Raw genomic sequence first — 15,958 nt, 5'->3', positions numbered from 1 at the left:
CAGTTCCGCGCGTCGCGGTCATGATTGGGGCGGAGTCTGCGTGGCAGGCTCCGCCCCATCGGTTTGGAGACCTACATGAATCGACGCCAGGCCCTGCTCGGGCTCGTTGCCTTGCCCGCGGTGGCGCATGTTGCCGCGGCGGCGAATACACCCACCGTGGTCGTGAACAAAACGCCGACGTGCGGCTGCTGCGGCCTCTGGGTCAAGCACATGCAGGCCGCCGGCTTCGCCGTGCAGGTGCATGATCTGGATAACCTCGCTCCCATCAAGGAGCGCGTCGGGGTGCCGTTCGGGATGGGCTCGTGCCACACCGCCGAAGTGGGCGGCTATTTCATCGAAGGCCATGTGCCCGCCGAGGACGTCAAGCGGCTGCTTCGCGAGCGTCCCGAGGCCAAGGGCCTCACCGTGCCGGGTATGCCGGCCGGCTCGCCGGGCATGGAAGTGCCGTCCGGGCGAGTCGATCGCTACGACGTGCTGCTGGTGGGCAAGGACGGCAAGACTTCCGTGTTCGCCACGCACGGCGACAAGAAATAACTGCGATCGATAACAACGAGCGTGACGATGAAGTTCTATTCGTGGAACGTCAACGGCATTCGTGCCGTGGTCAAAAAAGGAACATTTCAGGAATTCATCAAGCGGCACAAGCCGGATGTGCTGTGCCTGCAGGAGACCAAGGCCGAGCGCGGCCAGGCCGAGATCGACCTGGCCGGTTATCACGAGTACTGGAACTCGGCGGTCAAGAAGGGCTATTCGGGCACCGCGATTTTTTCCAAGCGCGAGCCGCTGGACGTGATCAACGGCTTTCCCAAGGAGTTCGCCAAGAAGTTCTCGTTCGCCGATGAGCTCAAGCGCGATGCCAACGAGGAAGGCCGCGTGATCACTGCGGAGTTCGACAAGTTCTTCGTGGTCACGGTGTACACGCCCAACGCCAAGGACGATCTGAGCCGGCTGCCGCTACGACACAAACATTGGGATCCGGCGTTCCTGAGCTATCTGAAACTGCTGGAGAAGAACAAGCCGGTGCTGTTCTGTGGCGACCTGAACGTGGCGCACACCGAGCTGGACCTGGCGAATCCCAAGCCGAACCGCGGCAAGAAGGGTTTCACCGAGGAAGAGCGCGAAGGCTTTCAGAATTTCCTCGACGCCGGTTTCGTCGACACCTTCCGTATGTTCACCGAGGGCAACGGCCACTATTCGTGGTGGAGCAATTTCTCCAACGCCCGCGCACGCAACGTGGGATGGAGAATCGACTATTGGCTGGTGTCGGAGAAGCTGCGCAAGCTGGTGAAAAAAGCCGAGATCCACAGCGACGTGATGGGCAGCGACCACTGTCCGGTGAGCGTGACCCTGGCGCTGGACTAAGGTCGGCGCCACAAACAAACAGGCCGCCTTGGAAGGCGGCCTGTTTGTTTCGACGCTGCGGAGAACGCGTTATTTCTCGACGAAGGCGCGCTCGATCACGTAGTCGCCTTGAGCGCCGATGTGCGGCGAAATCTGGAAACCGCGCGCGTCCAGCAGGGCTGAAAGATCCTTCAGCATGGACGGGCTGCCGCAGATCATGGCGCGATCGGTTTCGGGGCTGAGCGGCGGCAGGCCGATCTGCTCGAACAGCGAGCCGTTTTCGATCAGGTCGGTGATGCGGCCGCGATTGCGATACGGCTCGCGCGTCACCGTCGGATAATAGATGAGCTGGTTGCTCACCATCTCGCCGATGTGTTCATCGCGCGGGAGGACGTGAGTCAGATATTCCTCGTACGCCAGCTCACTGGTCGCGCGCACGCTGTGCAGGAGCACGACCTTCTCGAACTTCTCATACATCGAAGGATCTTTGACCAGGCTCATGAACGGCGCGAGACCGGTGCCCGAGCTCAGCAGGTACAAATGCTTGCCGGGCTTCAGGTCATCGAGCAGCAGCGAGCCGGTGGGCTTGCGGCTGACCAGCACCTCGTGGCCCGGCAGCAGGTGCTGCAGGCGGGAGGTAAGCGCGCCGTTCTGCACTTTGATGCTGAAAAACTCCAGGTGCTCTTCGTGGTTGGCGCTGGCGATGCTGTAGGCGCGGGTCAACGGACGGCCGTCCACCTGCAGGCCCATCATCACGAACTGGCCGTTCTCGAAACGCAGGCCTGGGTTGCGCGTGGTCACGAAGCTGAACAGCGTGTCGTTCCAGTGACGCACTTTCAGGACGCGTTCGGTGTTGAAGCTCGACATCGTAATCCTCAATCAAACCAAGCTGACCACAGCAGCGCAGACCGGTAACCCCAGCCCCAGCCCGGCGGCCAACCGAGGGTAGAAACTCAGCAATAAAACGAAGCTCACGGCGGTGGCGGTGAGCATGCCGAACCATTCCACCGTGCCTAACGGCCAGCCCGTACGGGCGGCGGTCAGCAACAGCGACGCGGTCAAGGCAAGCCAGCCGGCGGCGCGCAGGAGGTGCCTTTCTAGGGGCGACGGCTCCCGCTGCAAGATCTCGCGGGCATGGCGGCTCAGCGACAAGCATAGCGCCACCCACCCGGTGTACGTGAGCGCGAAAGGGAATAAGGACATTACGCTCGCTCCGCCTCGGCGGGCAGATTTGCGGGCGTTTCCGCCTTATTTCGCGCGGGCTTACGTTGGGTCGCGGAAGTGCGGGAGGCATGCCAGGCGATCAGGCCGAGCAGCGCCGCGATGCCCAAACATGTCAAATCGAAGCCCGCGTAGACCCAATTGCGGCTGGCCAGCGTGACGCCCAGGTGAGCGTCGGTGGTCAGGGCGTTGACCACGGGCAACGCGCCGAACAGCGTTGCGGCGGCCAGGAACTGTGCCTTCCAGGCGGCCTTCGCCGGCCTGATCAACGGGACCACGAAGCTCAGCAGCCATGCCGCGAAGAAGGCGCGGACCTCCCAGGTGGGGCGCTCGGCGAGGCCGATCGGCAGCAGGCGATTGGCATGGAAGAAAACGGCAATCGTGATCGGCAGTCCGGCAATCACGCCGATGTTCAGGACTTCGACCAGCCGTTGGCCGAACGGAACACGGCCCAGTTTGACCCGCTCGGGTGCACGCTTCACGGACCACAACACCAGGCCGCTTGCGATCATGAGAATGCCGGCCAGGCCCGACAGTGCAAACAGCCAGCGAAGCGGAGAAGACGAGAAGTTCGCCATGTGCAGGCCGTACACCACGTCGCGTGTCCGCGTGGCCGGCATCGGCTCGCCCGCGGCCGCGAGCAGTTCACCCGTGGTCCCGGCGAACACCACGCTTTGGCTGCTGTGAGCCAGGCGGTCGCTATTGTCACGACGCATCTCGATGCGCGAGTTCGCATCTGCCGGGTTATGCACCGTGATCAGCGATGGGTTCGCGCCGTCCCAATGGCGTTGTGCCGTGAGCAGCAGCGGTTCTATGTTTGTTAACGCGCCTGGTCGATTCGCGAGTGGCGTTTCAGCGGATACTCCAAGTGCTTGGTCGAAGAACGCGGCACGGTTCTGACCGTAGTTGGCCTGCACGCCCCACGGCATGTACATGAACATCAACGTCACCAGGCCGCTGTACGTGATCATGACGTGATAGGGCAGGGCCAGCACGCCGACCACGTTGTGCGCGTCGAGCCAGGAGCGCTGGCCTTTTTTCGGGCGGAAAGTGAAAAAGTCTTTGAAGATTTTTTTGTGCGTGATCACGCCGGTGACGATGGCGATCAGCATGAACATGGCACAGCAGCCGACCACCCAGCGGCCCCAGATGGGCTTCATGCTCAGTTCGAAATGGAAGCGATAGAAGAAGTCGCCGCCGCGTGTGTCGCGGGCTTTCACTTCCGCGCCGGTCGCCGGATCCAGCACGGCGTTCTGGAAACGACGCGGTCCGGTGGCGTTGGGATCTCTCCAGGTCACGCGCACAATCGGTTCGCGCGCGTCGGGCAGTCGAATGAACCAGCGCGGCGAATCGGGCGCGCGTTGCTGAAGAGCTGCGATCGCACTGGCAGCGGCTTGCGGGTGAGGCTGCATGTCTCGCAGCTCGGGCCGCATCCATTGCGAGATCTCGGGGCGAAAATAACTGAGCGTGCCGGTGACGAACACCGCAAACAGAATCCAGCCCACCACCAGCCCCGACCAGGTGTGCAGCCAGGCCATCGACTGGCGAAATCCCTCTTTCATGCAGCCACCAGCCGTTGCAATCCGATCAGCGCCATCAGCACCACCGCCGACGCCCCAATTCCCAGCCACGCGCGCTTCGCCGTGCGCGTGGCGAAGACCCAGATCATTGCGCAGGTATAGATAGGGAATGACAGCAACGTCGCCGCCATGGATGCCTCCGCCCGGGACATGGGCAGGTTCATCGCCAGCGCCATCGTCGCCAATGCCGTCAGCGCATAGCCGCCAAGAATGGCTGCAGCCATTCGCGAAGCTACGGAAAGACGATATGCAGAGGTAAGCGCCGCCATGCGTTCAGCGGCCCCGACACCCGAAGAACATTCCCGACCCCATACGCCTCCCGGTCACACGAACTCACAGGATGGCTAGCGGTCTCGGCCGCACTCGGGCCTGACGGGCGTGGCTGGTCCCGACGATCAAGTCATCGGATGATAATCATTCTTATTTGGAATGGAAAGCAAGTTGCGCGCTTCCGGGGCAGGGGGGCTTCCGGCTTCAAGCGTCCGGCTGTCGCCGGGTTTGCAGGGAAGCGTCGCGGGTGAGGATGGTGACGCGTTGGCCGTCCTGCAGGCGTTCGACGCCCCGGATGACGACGATGTCGCCGGGCTGCACCGGCCCATCGATGGTGACGAGATCGCCGTCGGTGGCGATGGAGGTGATGGCGACGCGTTCGGCGGTGTTGTCGCGACGGACGCGCATCAGGTAGTCGCCAGTCTGGCGCACGGCGATGGCGTCGCGAGGTACGACCAGAGCTTCAGTGGCCTCGCGTTCGGGCAGGCCCACTTCGAGGGCGGAGCCGACGTTGAATTGATTGTCGGCGAGCACCATGCGCAGTTCGAACTGGCGCGAGCGTTCCTCACCGACGGGAACGACTGTCCGCACGACCGCGGGTATTTGTTTGCTACCGACTTTGATCGGCAGCTCCATCTTAGGCTTCACCGAACTGAGCAGCGACAGCGGTGCTTGCACGCGAGCTTCAACATGCACCGTATCGACGAGCCGAGCGATTGCCGCTCCGGTGGCCACATACTCACCGCGTTGAGCGAGCCGCTCGGTTACGACGCCGGAGAACGGAGCGCGCACTTCAGTCTGCTCCAGGTCGTGCCTGGCGGAGCGGTGACGCACCTCGGCCTGTTGAAGCTGCGCCGTGAGCATCGCGAGCTGCGAGCGCACTTCGTCGATCTGGGTTTGCGAGATGGAATTGTTGGCGAGTTGCTCGATCCGTTGCAGCTGCCGCTCCGCCATCGCGCGTTGCGCCTCGATGCGCATGACTTCCGCCTTGGCGTCTTCGACCTGCAAGCGCACGGCTTCGTCCTCGAGCTTGGCGACGCGCTGGCCGGCTCGTACGACGGTGCCAACTTCGGCAACGTATTCCAACCGCCCGGCAGCGCTGGTCGCCAAGCGAGCGTCGTTGCGACTCACGACGCTGCCCGGCACCCATCGCCGTGGCGCGACACGCGCGACAGACGCTTGCGCCACCTCGACCATCGCCGCAGGCATTTGTTCTTGGGATTGTTGTGCGCTGGCCGTCGCGGCGAACAGCATGACTAACAATCCCTGAGTCGCTCTCATCATCGCGCAGTCTCCACTAGAAGGGTGGCGTCATCGCTCGCCGTGGCGGGCGAACGTCGCTCGTAAACAAGTCGCATGAGGCTCGGCAGCAGCACGATCGAAAACACCATGCTCACGATCACACCCGCCACATTCACGGCAGCGAGGCCGCGATAGATGGTGCTCGCCGGACCAGGATTGATCACCATGGGGAGCGCGCCCAGCGCGCCCGTGAGAGTGCTTGCAACCATGGCGCGCAGACGTTGGTTTAGCGACATACGCAAGGCCTCTTCCAGGCTGTGGCCGTCGTTCATGGCGTGCCGGGTCAGATCGACCAGCAGAATCGCGTGATTCACGATGATGCCGATCATCATGATGAACCCGATCATGGTCAGCAGATCCAGCGGCTGGAACGCCACGACGCCGAGCAAACGAATGCCCAGCACGCCGCCCGCCAGGGCCAACGGCACCGTGAGCACCACCACGAGCGCGTCGCGAAGCGAATGAAACATCGCCGCCATCAGCATGAATAGCACCAGCAACGCGAGCAGGAAGTTGCCGCTCATCGTGGCGATGATGGCGTCCAGGCGATCGGCGCTGCCGGCGAGGCGAATGTTTGCATCCGCGGGCAGGTCGGCGCGCAGCTTGGGCACGATCTCGGTGTTGATCTTCGCCAGCATGTCTTCGAGCGACAGCGTCGGCGGCGGATCGATGGTCAGCGTGACGGTGCGGTGATGATCGACACGCCGGATCTGCTCCGGCACCAAGGTCGTTTGCAGCGTCACCAGATCCCCGAGCGGCACGATTTCTCCGGAGGGCGTGATCAACGGCGCCTGCGCGATGTCCTCGGGCCGCTCGCCAAGATTGGTGCGTAACATCACCGGCAGTCGCGCCTGGCCATCGAAGTATTCGCCCAGCCATGCACCGTCGCCGAGCGAGCGAACGATGGTGCCCAGCGCGGCGCGATCCCAGCCCACTTCGGCGATCCGCCGGTCATTGGGCTCGGCGCGAAGTTCCAGCACCTGCACGTCCGTATTGGGGAACGACTGCACGTTCGCCCCAGGGAATGTTTGCTCCAGCAGTCGGCGTCCGGCCGCGCCCACTGCGTTCAATGAGGCGGTGTCCGAGGTTTGCAGATGGATGGCGATGGAGCGAGCCGAACCGCCGATCCCGCCGAACAGTTCGCCCTCGTTCACGAACACGCGTGTGTCCGGAATCCCAACGACGACCTCGTGGCGAACGATGCGTTCCAGTTCGCCGATGCGTTCATCGTCGACGACCCGTGCGCCCAACGTGCCGCCGCCCGGCCACAACAGAATGTAATAGTTCTTCAGGCGCGGCTCCTTCGCGCCGCTCATGTAAGGCTCCATGCGTTGCTGCAGCCTGGTGACGATTTCGCGGTCCACCGTGGTCGGACTCATGCCCGGCGGGAAGCTGAAGTACGCATCGATGGCCGCGCGCTTCACCGGCGGCAGATAGTCCAGCTTGGGCAGGAACACCCAGGACAACACCAGCGGCAGGACCAGCAACGCCAACACCCACGCCACTTGCTGACGACGCGTGCGAGTCCATTCGATCACCTTGTCGGTGAGCGCGGGCCAGCCTTCGCCGTAACCGGATTTCCGGGCGGGACCGCCGAGCCAACGTCCAGCGGCCGCCGGCACCACGGTGATGGCGACCAGGATGGAAAACGCGACGGCGATCGAGATGGTCAGCGCCAGGTCGGCGAAGATCTGTCCTTCGACGTCTTCGAGGAACAGCACTGGCAGGAACACCGCGATGGTCGTGGTGGTGGAAGCAAACAGTGCCGGCACGACCTGCCGCGTGCCGTCATGAGCCGCCTGGTCGATGGGCATGCCCGTTTCTCGCAGGCGGATGATGTTGCCCGAAACGACGATCGCGCCTTCGACCACCATGCCCACGGCGAACGCCAGGCCGGCGAGTGAGATGACGTTGATACTTCGGCCGCCGAGATGCAGCGCGCAGAAAGTCGCGAGCAAACAAACCGGGATAGTGGTCGCAATGATGATCGTGGCGCGCATGTTTCTCATGAACCACCACACGCACACCAGGGCCAGCAACGCACCGACGATCAGGTTCTCGGTCAGCAGGTTGACGGCGCGCGTGATGAACAGCGATGCATCGAACGACTGCTCGATGCCCAGTCCGCGCTCGCGCAACGGGCCTTCACGCAGCTCCGCCACAACCTTTTTCACTTCGGCGAGCGTGCTGAGCACGTTTGCGCCGGGCGCTCTCAGGATCTGCAGATCGATGGCGGGATTGCCGTTCTGATGCGCGTACGTGAGCTTGTCGGGTGGCCGCGTTTCGATCACCGCGACATCGGCAAGACGAACCGGCTGACCGTCCCGCCATGCCAATACCAGTTGCCCCAGTTCGTCGAGGTCATAGCGTCCCGCGTAACGCAGCGCATATTGCCGACGGCCCACATCGAGCTGCCCTGCAGAAACGTTGTTGGCGCTGGCCGCGAGTCGGGCGATATCGGGAATGCCGACACCAAGGGCGGCCGCCCGCGCCAGATCGACCGTGATGCGCACGTCGTTGGGCGAGCCGCCGTTCACGTTCACGCCACCGACACCGGGAACGGATTCGATCCGCGGCCGCACCACGTCTTCGATGAAGCGACGATACTTATCGATGGGACCTTCCGTGCCGGGCAGCAGCTGCACGAAAAAGAACGTCAGGTTCTGATTCGCGTCGCCGAAAGCGCCGAGTTGCACCACCGGTCGGTCGGCATCGCGCGGCAAGGGCGGCAGCCGGCTCATCCGGCCGATGACGTCCACCAGCGCGGCCTTCATGTCGGTGCCGATGGCAAACGTAAGAATCACTTCGGTGCCGCCGCTGTTGGCGTTGCCGGTAATTTCCTCCAGCCCCTGCAGTCCTTGCAGCACGCGTTCCTGGGGCTCGAGCAGCTCGGCTTCGGCTTCCTCCGGGGAGGCGCCGCGCCAGTTGGTGAAGATGCCGATGGTGGGGCGTTCGATATCCGGAAACAGCTGCAGCGGCAGCTCCCGCAGGCTCAGAGCGCCGAACAGGCAGACGAGCAGGACGGTCACCCCGATGGCGATGGGGTTGCGGATGGCGGCGGCAATGAGACGCATCGCTCGGCTCCGAGAACTGGCCAGTTTCTAATGGGAGGATTGGACCTCAGCCGCCGCGGCGGGTTGTCGCCATTGCGACCAGCCGAGAGCAAATCACGACGGACTGAACGTTGTGATGCGAGCCGGCGGCGGACGGTTTAAGCTCTGCGGCGTTTTTTGCGACCCAACCTCCCGCCCCTTGAACGACTCGAGCGATTTGCAAATCTCGTCCGCCGAAAAGCGCCTGACTCTGGCGGCGCTGGCGGTGGTCGTTCTGCTCAGCGCGCTCGACCAGACCATCGTGGCCACCGCCATGCCTCGGATCATCGAGGAGCTGCAGGGCTTGTCGATGTACGCGTGGGTGACGACGGCCTATCTGCTGACCTCCACGGTGTCCGTACCGCTTTATGGCAAGTTGAGCGATCAGTACGGACGCAAGCCGATTCTGATCGTCGGTGTGCTGATGTTTCTGGTGGGCTCGGCGCTATGCGGATTGAGCGGCGAGTTCGGGCGCCTGCCGGTGCTCGGCGACGGCATGATGCAACTGGTGGTGTTTCGGGCCTTGCAGGGTCTTGGCGGTGGTGCGTTGATGACAGTGTCGTTCGCTGTCATGGCCGATATGTATCCACCGCGGGAGCGCGGCCGATTGTTCGGCGTGTTCGGCTCGGTGTTCGGTCTCGCCACCGTGGTAGGGCCGTTCATCGGCGGCTTTTTCACCGACCATGGCACCGTCACGTTGGCCCGTTACGAGATCGCCGGCTGGCGCTGGGTGTTCTATGTGAACCTGCCGCTTGGCGCGCTGGCCTTGTTCATGATCGTGTACCGGATGCCGGCGCTGCGCAAAGGAGGCGGTGGCGAGATCGATTATCTGGGCGCTCTGCTGATCGTGCTGACGGCAGGAACGGCGCTGCTTGGTCTCACCCTCGGCGGCACTCATCATGCGTGGGATTCGCCAGAGATCGTCGGCCTATTCGCCGCCTCCGCACTGTCGCTTGTCATTTTCATTTTGGTGGAGCGACGCGCCCGCGAGCCGATCCTGCCGCTGCCGCTCTTCAGCATTCCGACCTTTCGTACCGCGACGCTGGGCTCGTTCGTGATGAGCATGGCGTTCCTGGGCGTGGTGATGTTCATGCCCCTGTACATGCAAGTGGTGCAAGGCGTGACCGCCACGCAGAGCGGCGTCGCACTGCTGCCGTTGATGATTGCGTTGATCGTCAGCAGCATCGGCTCGGGCCGCATCGTGCATCGCACCGGCAAATACAAACTATTGATGGTGGCGGGCGCCGTCGTGCTCTTCGCCGGTGTTGTGTCTCTGACGGGGCTCACGGCGGACACTACACAAGCCGATCTCAGCTGGCGCCTGGTGTTGACGGGCCTGGGGCTCGGGCCGGCGCAGAGTTTGTTCAGTCTGGTGATCCAGAATGCCGCGCCCGCCGATCAAGTCGGCGTCGCCACCAGCACCAGCCAGTTCAGCCGGCAGATAGGCTCGACGGTGGGGGTGGCGATCTTTGGAACCTTGCTTACGCATGCGCTCACTGCCGAGCTGCCCAGGCATGTGCCGCAACTGCCCGGCAATCGGATCTCACAGCTGGATCTCGCGCACGCCCAGAGCCAGGCCATGAATGTCGAGGAGATCCGGGCTCGCGTGCAGCACGCGATCGATGAGCGCTACGAAGTCATCGAGCGCGCGTATCGCGAAGACCCCGAGGCGGTCGCCGAAGTGCTCGGAGATCCACGACTACCCGACAGCGTCAAAGCGCCTCTGCGTGATGGCGGCATTCGTGCGCGCATCCACGATGAGCTGGTCGAGCGCACCGACGCACTGGTCGCCGCATTGAAAGATGGCGAGGACGGGCGCGATCGCCTGCTACAGGATCCGATCTTGTCGCCAACCATGAAACGGCAGCTCGCGAATATTCCCTCGCGTGCCTGGAACGAGCCGCAAGTGATCGCCGACGTTGCGGATCTGTTTCGTGACAGCCTGCTTGCCACCGAGGATGCCATCGTCGCCGAGCGCTCCGGGCAGGCATTGATGATGGTGAAGGCCGGCATGGCCAACTACGTCGATCGATTGGTGGAAGATATTCACCGCGGCACCAAGGTGGCGTTCGCCGCGGCCATTGCTCATATGCTTGAACAATCACTGTGGATCGTGGGGCTGGCGTTGCTGGTCGTCCTGTTCCTTCCCGAGTTGCCGTTGCGCGCCAAGCCGGCTGCCGATTCAGCGGCATCCACCTGATGAGCAACGACACGACGGCTGCGGCGCCCCCGCGACGATCCTTCGCAGCCCTGAGGCATCCGGGCTACCGCGGTTTTTTCCTGGCGTTCGCCGGCGCGATGATGGCCGACAGCATCGAGCACGTCATCAGCTACTGGATCATGTTCCAGAAGTTCCAGTCGAACGCGCTCGGTGCGTTTGCGGTGGTCTCGCACTGGTTGCCGTTCCTGCTGTTGTCTCTACCCGTGGGCGCGCTGGCCGATCATTTCGATCCGCGTCGACTGATTCAGATCGGCATGGTGATTTTCATGGGCGTGTCGGTGGCGTGGGGTGTGTTGTTCCTGACCGATACGTTGGAAATCTGGCATGCCATGCTGCTGCTGACCTTGCACGGTATCGCCGGCGTGTTGTGGACGCCGAGCTCACAAGTCCTGCTGCATCACGTGGTGCCGCCGGAGCAGTTGCAGAGCGCGGTGCGCTTGAATGCAACTTCGCGACAGCTGGGCTTGCTCGGCGGGCCGGCGATTGGCGGCTTGTTGCTGATGATCTTCGGTCCCGCGCACGGCATTCTGCTGAACGCTTTGATCTACGTGCCCACCATCGTCTGGTTGTGGAAAGCGCCGTATTCGCGAGCCGCGGCAGGGCAGGGAGCGCCGCGTCGTGCGTTGCTGTCGGTATCCGATGTGACCTCGACACTGCGACGCATTGCTTCGCATCCAGTCCTGTTGTCGATGATTCTGCTGTCCGGCGGCGCCTCGTTCTTCATCGGCAATGCTTATCTGCCCCAGATGCCGGACTTCGCGCGTTCGCTCGGCCACTTCGATGCGGACCTTTCCTACAGCGTGCTGTTGGGTGCGGACGCGGTCGGCGCGTTGACCGCCGGCTTCCTGTTGGAAAGTCGCGGCTGGCTGCAACCGAATCCACGCACCGCCATGATCCTCGCGATTGCGTGGTGTGGCGCGCTGGCGGGTTTCGCGCTGTCCTCGATCTATTCGCTGGCGGTGCTGCTGCTATTCATCGCCGGCTTCATGGATCTGTCGTTCAACTCGATGTCGCAAACCCTGGTGCAGCTCAATGCACCCGCCGACATTCGCGGCCGCGTGCTGGGCGTGTTTTCAATGATGGCGCTGGGTCTGCGGACGTTCAGTGGCGTGACAGTGGGATTGATGGGCGCGGCGATCGGGATCCATTCCTCTCTGGTGCTCAGCGCGCTAGCGTTGGTCGCGCTGAGCGCGCTACTGCTCGTGCGCAGCTCCAGGTCTTGAAGTGGAGCCGCGCACCAGCTGAAGGTTATTTCTTTTTCGCGGTCTTTTTCTTGCGGCTGCCGGTCTTGCGACCGCCGCTGCTCTTGCGCCCGGTCTTTTTCTTCGGGACCTTGGCCCCAGAACGCCGCGCTTCGGACAGGCCGATGGCGATGGCCTGCTTGCGGCTGGTCACCTTCTTGCCCGATCCGCCGCTGCGCAACGTGCCACGCTTGCGCTCGCGCATGGTCTTCTCGACCTTCTTGGACGCCTTCTTGCTGTACTTACGTGTTGCCATGAGGTGTTCCTCGTTGGTGGCGGGATGGATTAGTCCCGAGCAGGCAACGCCTTACAACAGTGCGCTGTTCCGAAACGTCACCGATAAACAAGGAAAGCTTCGCGCTCCTCGCTCCAGGATGTCTCATCTGGCGCAGTCAACGCATCCAGGTCCGCGGGCGTCGATTGCGCATCGTCCACCCATTCGCGCAGCAGTGGACTGCCGTTGATGATGTCTATGGCGAGCCGGTCTTTCTCATATTCATAGTGGAAGTCGCGCCACAGCGGATATTCCGGCTGCAGTCGTCGCAGCGCCTTGAACGCCAATGTTTGCAATCGCCACGGGCGGAACGCCTCATGATGGTAGCTGGGATCTTCGACGTGAATCTGCAGTCCTGAGCAAAGTTTCCCGACATGTTTATGAAAGGTCGGCTCGAACCAGCAGGGCCGCAGGCGACAACCTTGCAACCATTGCGGGGCGAGCGCGCGCATCTCGGTCAGCACCTTGTTCGCGTCGATGTCGGGTGCGCCGAACAGCTCGAGCGGGCGGGTGGTGCCGCGACCTTCCGAAAGCGTCGTGCCTTCCAACATCACGGTGCCTGCATAGGCACGCGCCATCCAAAGATTCGGTGCATTCGGGCTGGGGTTGACCCAGGTGCGCTCACCCAACGGCCAGCCGTAACCCGGCGCCGCCGCCGGCTGCCAGCCGTGCATCTCGATGACTCGGTAATCGACGTTGAGCTTCAGAGTGCGAACAAACCAATGCGCCAGCTCTCCGAGCGTCAAACCATGCCGCATCGGTAACGGGCCTGCGCCGACGAAACTTTCCCAGCCCGCGCGCAAACGCAATCCTTCGATCGGTCGGCCCGCCGGATTGGGCCGATCCAGCACCCACACGGACTTGCCGTGCTTGGCCGCGGCTTCGAGCACATAGCGCAGCGTCGTTATAAACGTGTAGATCCGACAGCCGAGGTCTTGCAGATCCACCAGCAGCACGTCGAACGGCTGCATCATCTCGTCGGTCGGCCGCCGCACTTCCCCATACAGGCTGAACACTGGAATGCCGTGGATGGGATCGTTGAAGGTTGGCGACTCGACCATGTTGTCCTGCTTGTCGCCGCGCAGGCCATGTTGCGGGCCGAACGCCGCCGTGAGATTCACACCAGCGCCGGCGAGCGCGTCCAGCGAATGTGTGAGATCGGCGGTGACCGAAGCGGGATGGGCCAGCAGCGCCACGCGCCTGCCTTGCAACTCACGACGCAGCGACGGCTCCTCGAGCAGCCGATCGATACCGAACTTCATGCGGACTCTCCGGCCGCGCCGCCATCCAGGGCAAGTGCAAAGCCATCGCGGTGATGAAAATCGGGCTTGCCGGGCGGATGCGCCAGCGCCCAGTAGGAAACGCGGCCCTGATCGTTTTCCATGACGGCGGAGACTGCGAGGCGCAGCTCGCGACCTTTGAGCTCGTCCGCCGTCAATCCCGGAATCGCGCCGAGATGGATGTCCACATCGACGTCCAGTTCGCCCTCGCGGCGTCGAACGAGCACACGCGGCGGCGGATCCGGATGCAGCGGCGTCATTCCCTCTCGGTAGCTATCGAACCGATACACCGCCCACTGGCTTGAAGGGGAGAAGTTGAATTCGTAGTACACATCGCTGTCCGCGAATGCCAGGAACGCTTCCAGGCAGGTGTGTTTCCACAGCTCGTCCTGAAACTTGCTGGCCGCCTGTGCGGGCAACTGCAGACGATCGATGTCGCCGGCAATTTTGAAATACAGCACCAGCAAATCGGCGGTGAGTGAATCCACCTCGACCGTGATGCCGGTGAGGATATCGTCCGGTGTGGACGGATGGCGGTGCAGGGCGGTGGCGTGCATGGAACCTATTCTAGTCCAGGCGCGGCACGCCCGCGCATCAATGCCAGTTCGCGCTTGCCGCAATCCGCTCCCGGAACAGCGGGCGCTCCAGCCACAACAGGGCGGCCGCGATGCTGGTGCCCAAAACCACCACGATCATCAGCGCCCACCGAATCTGCATGGGATCCTGCAGCAGGTAGTCGCTGATGAACGGCACCAGCGCCGGGCCGACGCCCATGCCGATCAAATTGACCGTGAACAGGTACATCGAGGAAACCTGGGCGCGCATCTGGTTGGGCGTGACTTGATTGATGGCCATCGGCCCCATCGCGACATAGCCGTGGAATGGCAGGCCGGCGACGCAGATCGCCACGACGGCGATGGCGTACGAGGGCATGAACGGCGTGATGGAGCTCGTTGCCAAAGTCGCCAGCGCGATCAACAGGCACACCTTGACGGGCGCGTCGCTCAGGCCGCGCGCCACCCAGAAGTCGCAAAGCCTGCCCGCCAGAAAGATTCCCGTGGTGTTGATGAAGATGGTGGACAGGCCGATGACCACGCCGACCTGCGCCGGCGCCACGCCGTATGTTCTGGCAATCACCGTCGGCAGCCACGCGCCGACCGAATAGCCCACCATGGCCAGCATGGCGAGCGCGACGAAGTGCAAGCTGTAAAACTTGCCGTGCTTCATCACGTACTTCATGACTTCACTGAACGGCACTTTCTGGCCGAAATCCTCGCCGCTGGCTGATTGCATCTTCATCAAGCCGCGGCGTGTCGGTTCGCGCACGCCCAATAGCAACAAGGGCAACAACAGTCCTGGCGCGCCGGTCACGATGAATACGAACTGCCAGGCGCGCACTTCGCCGAGCAAAGGCAGGGTGAATGTTTTGCCTTCCGCCGAAACCGCTGCAACGACCAGGCCGCCGACCAACATTGCGACGCCGGCGCCAATCGCGATGCCCATGTTATAGACGCTGAATGCGCGCCCTTGCTTCTCCCGCGGGAACGCATCGGTGATCATCGAGTACGCTGCTGGCGACAGCGCCGCTTCACCCACGCCGACGCCGGCGCGCGCGAGGCACAACTGAATCCAGTTTCTGGCGAGGCCGCAGCAGGTCGCCATGAGCGACCACGCGATCACGCCGGCCGCGACGATGCTCTTGCGGTTCATGCGATCGGCGAGTCTGCCGATGGGAATGCCGAAGAAGGTGTAGAACAACGCGAACGCAAAGCCTTGCAACAGACCGATCTGCGTGTCGCTGACCTGCAGGTCTCGCTTGATGGGCTCCACCAGCAGCGAAATGATCTGCCGGTCGATGAACGAGAAGATGTAGAACACCAGCAGCACGAACACCAGGTACCAGGCCTGGGCCGAAGCTGGATAAGGCAAGGCTGCGGGAATGGCGGTCGGGTTCGCTGCGGAATGCTCCGAGTTCAATGGTCGTCCCCCGTGCTGCGATCGAATGGTTATGGGCTTCGCAAGCAGTCGCGCTCGCCGCCTTGTTTCCTTGGCCGCGTACCGCGCATTCGAAATCAGTGTAGACGCAGCCGCGCTCGATCGCGAGTTCCACGTGCTTGATTTCGTTGCGCAGAACGA

At 63.0% G+C, this 15,958-nt stretch carries 14 protein-coding genes; 4 read left to right on the top strand and 10 right to left on the bottom strand.

Features of this window, described 5'->3' with window-relative positions:
- The first annotated feature begins 75 nt into the window (after window positions 1–75).
- Window positions 76–534 carry a DUF411 domain-containing protein gene (locus JM946_RS22270; RefSeq protein ID WP_203169581.1) on the top strand — a complete coding sequence of 153 codons (459 nt, stop codon included), beginning with the start codon at window positions 76–78 and terminating at the stop codon, window positions 532–534.
- Window positions 535–561: 27 nt separating this feature from the next.
- Window positions 562–1,362, top strand: coding sequence for an exodeoxyribonuclease III (locus JM946_RS22265; protein ID WP_203169580.1), 801 nt, complete (start codon window positions 562–564; stop codon window positions 1,360–1,362).
- A 69-nt stretch (window positions 1,363–1,431) separates the two neighbouring features.
- Here the strand turns inward: JM946_RS22265 and JM946_RS22260 are convergent, their stop codons facing one another.
- From JM946_RS22260 to JM946_RS22235, 6 genes are all read right to left on the bottom strand, one after another.
- The gene (locus tag JM946_RS22260) at window positions 1,432–2,208 is read right to left on the bottom strand and encodes a ferredoxin--NADP reductase (protein WP_203169579.1); all 777 of its coding nucleotides are present in this window, start codon (window positions 2,206–2,208) and stop codon (window positions 1,432–1,434) included.
- A 12-nt stretch (window positions 2,209–2,220) separates the two neighbouring features.
- Entirely contained in the window at window positions 2,221–2,544 is a 324-nt protein-coding gene (locus tag JM946_RS22255) for a DUF3325 domain-containing protein (RefSeq protein ID WP_203169578.1), read from the bottom strand.
- Window positions 2,544–4,124: a PepSY-associated TM helix domain-containing protein gene (locus tag JM946_RS22250; RefSeq protein WP_203169577.1), complete on the bottom strand. Its 1,581-nt coding sequence runs from the start codon at window positions 4,122–4,124 to the stop codon at window positions 2,544–2,546. Before JM946_RS22250 ends, JM946_RS22255 begins: the two co-directional genes overlap by 1 nt.
- Window positions 4,121–4,366: a DUF3649 domain-containing protein gene (locus JM946_RS22245; protein WP_203169576.1), complete on the bottom strand. Its 246-nt coding sequence runs from the start codon at window positions 4,364–4,366 to the stop codon at window positions 4,121–4,123. Before JM946_RS22245 ends, JM946_RS22250 begins: the two co-directional genes overlap by 4 nt.
- Window positions 4,367–4,616: 250 nt before the next feature.
- Window positions 4,617–5,696 (bottom strand): efflux RND transporter periplasmic adaptor subunit, encoded by a 1,080-nt coding sequence (locus tag JM946_RS22240; RefSeq protein WP_203169575.1) that lies wholly within the window; start codon window positions 5,694–5,696, stop codon window positions 4,617–4,619.
- Window positions 5,693–8,788: an efflux RND transporter permease subunit gene (locus JM946_RS22235; protein ID WP_203169574.1), complete on the bottom strand. Its 3,096-nt coding sequence runs from the start codon at window positions 8,786–8,788 to the stop codon at window positions 5,693–5,695. Before JM946_RS22235 ends, JM946_RS22240 begins: the two co-directional genes overlap by 4 nt.
- 178 nt (window positions 8,789–8,966) lie before the next feature.
- Here JM946_RS22235 and JM946_RS22230 point away from each other — a divergent pair, with 178 nt between their 5' ends.
- Both JM946_RS22230 and JM946_RS22225 read left to right on the top strand, forming a co-directional pair.
- Complete coding sequence (locus JM946_RS22230; RefSeq protein ID WP_218043053.1) at window positions 8,967–11,006, top strand: MDR family MFS transporter; 2,040 nt, start codon at window positions 8,967–8,969, stop codon at window positions 11,004–11,006.
- Window positions 11,006–12,250 (top strand): MFS transporter, encoded by a 1,245-nt coding sequence (locus JM946_RS22225; RefSeq protein ID WP_203169572.1) that lies wholly within the window; start codon window positions 11,006–11,008, stop codon window positions 12,248–12,250. Before JM946_RS22230 ends, JM946_RS22225 begins: the two co-directional genes overlap by 1 nt.
- Before the next feature lie 25 nt (window positions 12,251–12,275).
- Here JM946_RS22225 and JM946_RS22220 read toward each other — a convergent pair whose 3' ends face one another.
- The 4 genes from JM946_RS22220 to JM946_RS22205 form a co-directional block, all read right to left on the bottom strand.
- Window positions 12,276–12,524, bottom strand: a complete 249-nt coding sequence (locus JM946_RS22220; protein ID WP_203169571.1) for a DUF6496 domain-containing protein — start codon at window positions 12,522–12,524, stop codon at window positions 12,276–12,278.
- A gap of 77 nt (window positions 12,525–12,601) precedes the next feature.
- Window positions 12,602–13,804: an exo-beta-N-acetylmuramidase NamZ family protein gene (locus JM946_RS22215; RefSeq protein ID WP_203169570.1), complete on the bottom strand. Its 1,203-nt coding sequence runs from the start codon at window positions 13,802–13,804 to the stop codon at window positions 12,602–12,604.
- Window positions 13,801–14,379, bottom strand: coding sequence for a DOMON-like domain-containing protein (locus JM946_RS22210; RefSeq protein WP_203169569.1), 579 nt, complete (start codon window positions 14,377–14,379; stop codon window positions 13,801–13,803). Before JM946_RS22210 ends, JM946_RS22215 begins: the two co-directional genes overlap by 4 nt.
- A 37-nt stretch (window positions 14,380–14,416) precedes the next feature.
- On the bottom strand, window positions 14,417–15,799 hold the full coding sequence (locus JM946_RS22205) for a spinster family MFS transporter (RefSeq protein ID WP_203169568.1): 1,383 nt from the start codon (window positions 15,797–15,799) through the stop codon (window positions 14,417–14,419).
- Between the last annotated feature and the right edge of the window lie 159 nt (window positions 15,800–15,958).

The organism is Steroidobacter gossypii (genome assembly GCF_016801985.1).
In the GTDB taxonomy this organism is placed as follows: Bacteria; Pseudomonadota; Gammaproteobacteria; order Steroidobacterales; family Steroidobacteraceae; genus Steroidobacter; species Steroidobacter gossypii.
Note: the sequence above shows the minus strand (reverse complement) of the source record. Positions and strands in the feature narration are given on the sequence as shown.

What these genes read in the sequence shown, in the direction of transcription:
- JM946_RS22270 (WP_203169581.1), top strand. Translation starts at nt 76, where the DNA reads ATGAATCGACGCCAGGCCCTGCTCGGGCTCGTTGCCTTGCCCGCGGTG.
- JM946_RS22265 (WP_203169580.1), top strand. Translation starts at nt 562, where the DNA reads ATGAAGTTCTATTCGTGGAACGTCAACGGCATTCGTGCCGTGGTCAAA.
- JM946_RS22260 (WP_203169579.1), bottom strand. Translation starts at nt 2,208, where the DNA reads ATGTCGAGCTTCAACACCGAACGCGTCCTGAAAGTGCGTCACTGGAAC.
- JM946_RS22255 (WP_203169578.1), bottom strand. Translation starts at nt 2,544, where the DNA reads ATGTCCTTATTCCCTTTCGCGCTCACGTACACCGGGTGGGTGGCGCTA.
- JM946_RS22250 (WP_203169577.1), bottom strand. Translation starts at nt 4,124, where the DNA reads ATGAAAGAGGGATTTCGCCAGTCGATGGCCTGGCTGCACACCTGGTCG.
- JM946_RS22245 (WP_203169576.1), bottom strand. Translation starts at nt 4,366, where the DNA reads ATGGCTGCAGCCATTCTTGGCGGCTATGCGCTGACGGCATTGGCGACG.
- JM946_RS22240 (WP_203169575.1), bottom strand. Translation starts at nt 5,696, where the DNA reads ATGATGAGAGCGACTCAGGGATTGTTAGTCATGCTGTTCGCCGCGACG.
- JM946_RS22235 (WP_203169574.1), bottom strand. Translation starts at nt 8,788, where the DNA reads ATGCGTCTCATTGCCGCCGCCATCCGCAACCCCATCGCCATCGGGGTG.
- JM946_RS22225 (WP_203169572.1), top strand. Translation starts at nt 11,006, where the DNA reads ATGAGCAACGACACGACGGCTGCGGCGCCCCCGCGACGATCCTTCGCA.
- JM946_RS22220 (WP_203169571.1), bottom strand. Translation starts at nt 12,524, where the DNA reads ATGGCAACACGTAAGTACAGCAAGAAGGCGTCCAAGAAGGTCGAGAAG.
- JM946_RS22215 (WP_203169570.1), bottom strand. Translation starts at nt 13,804, where the DNA reads ATGAAGTTCGGTATCGATCGGCTGCTCGAGGAGCCGTCGCTGCGTCGT.
- JM946_RS22210 (WP_203169569.1), bottom strand. Translation starts at nt 14,379, where the DNA reads ATGCACGCCACCGCCCTGCACCGCCATCCGTCCACACCGGACGATATC.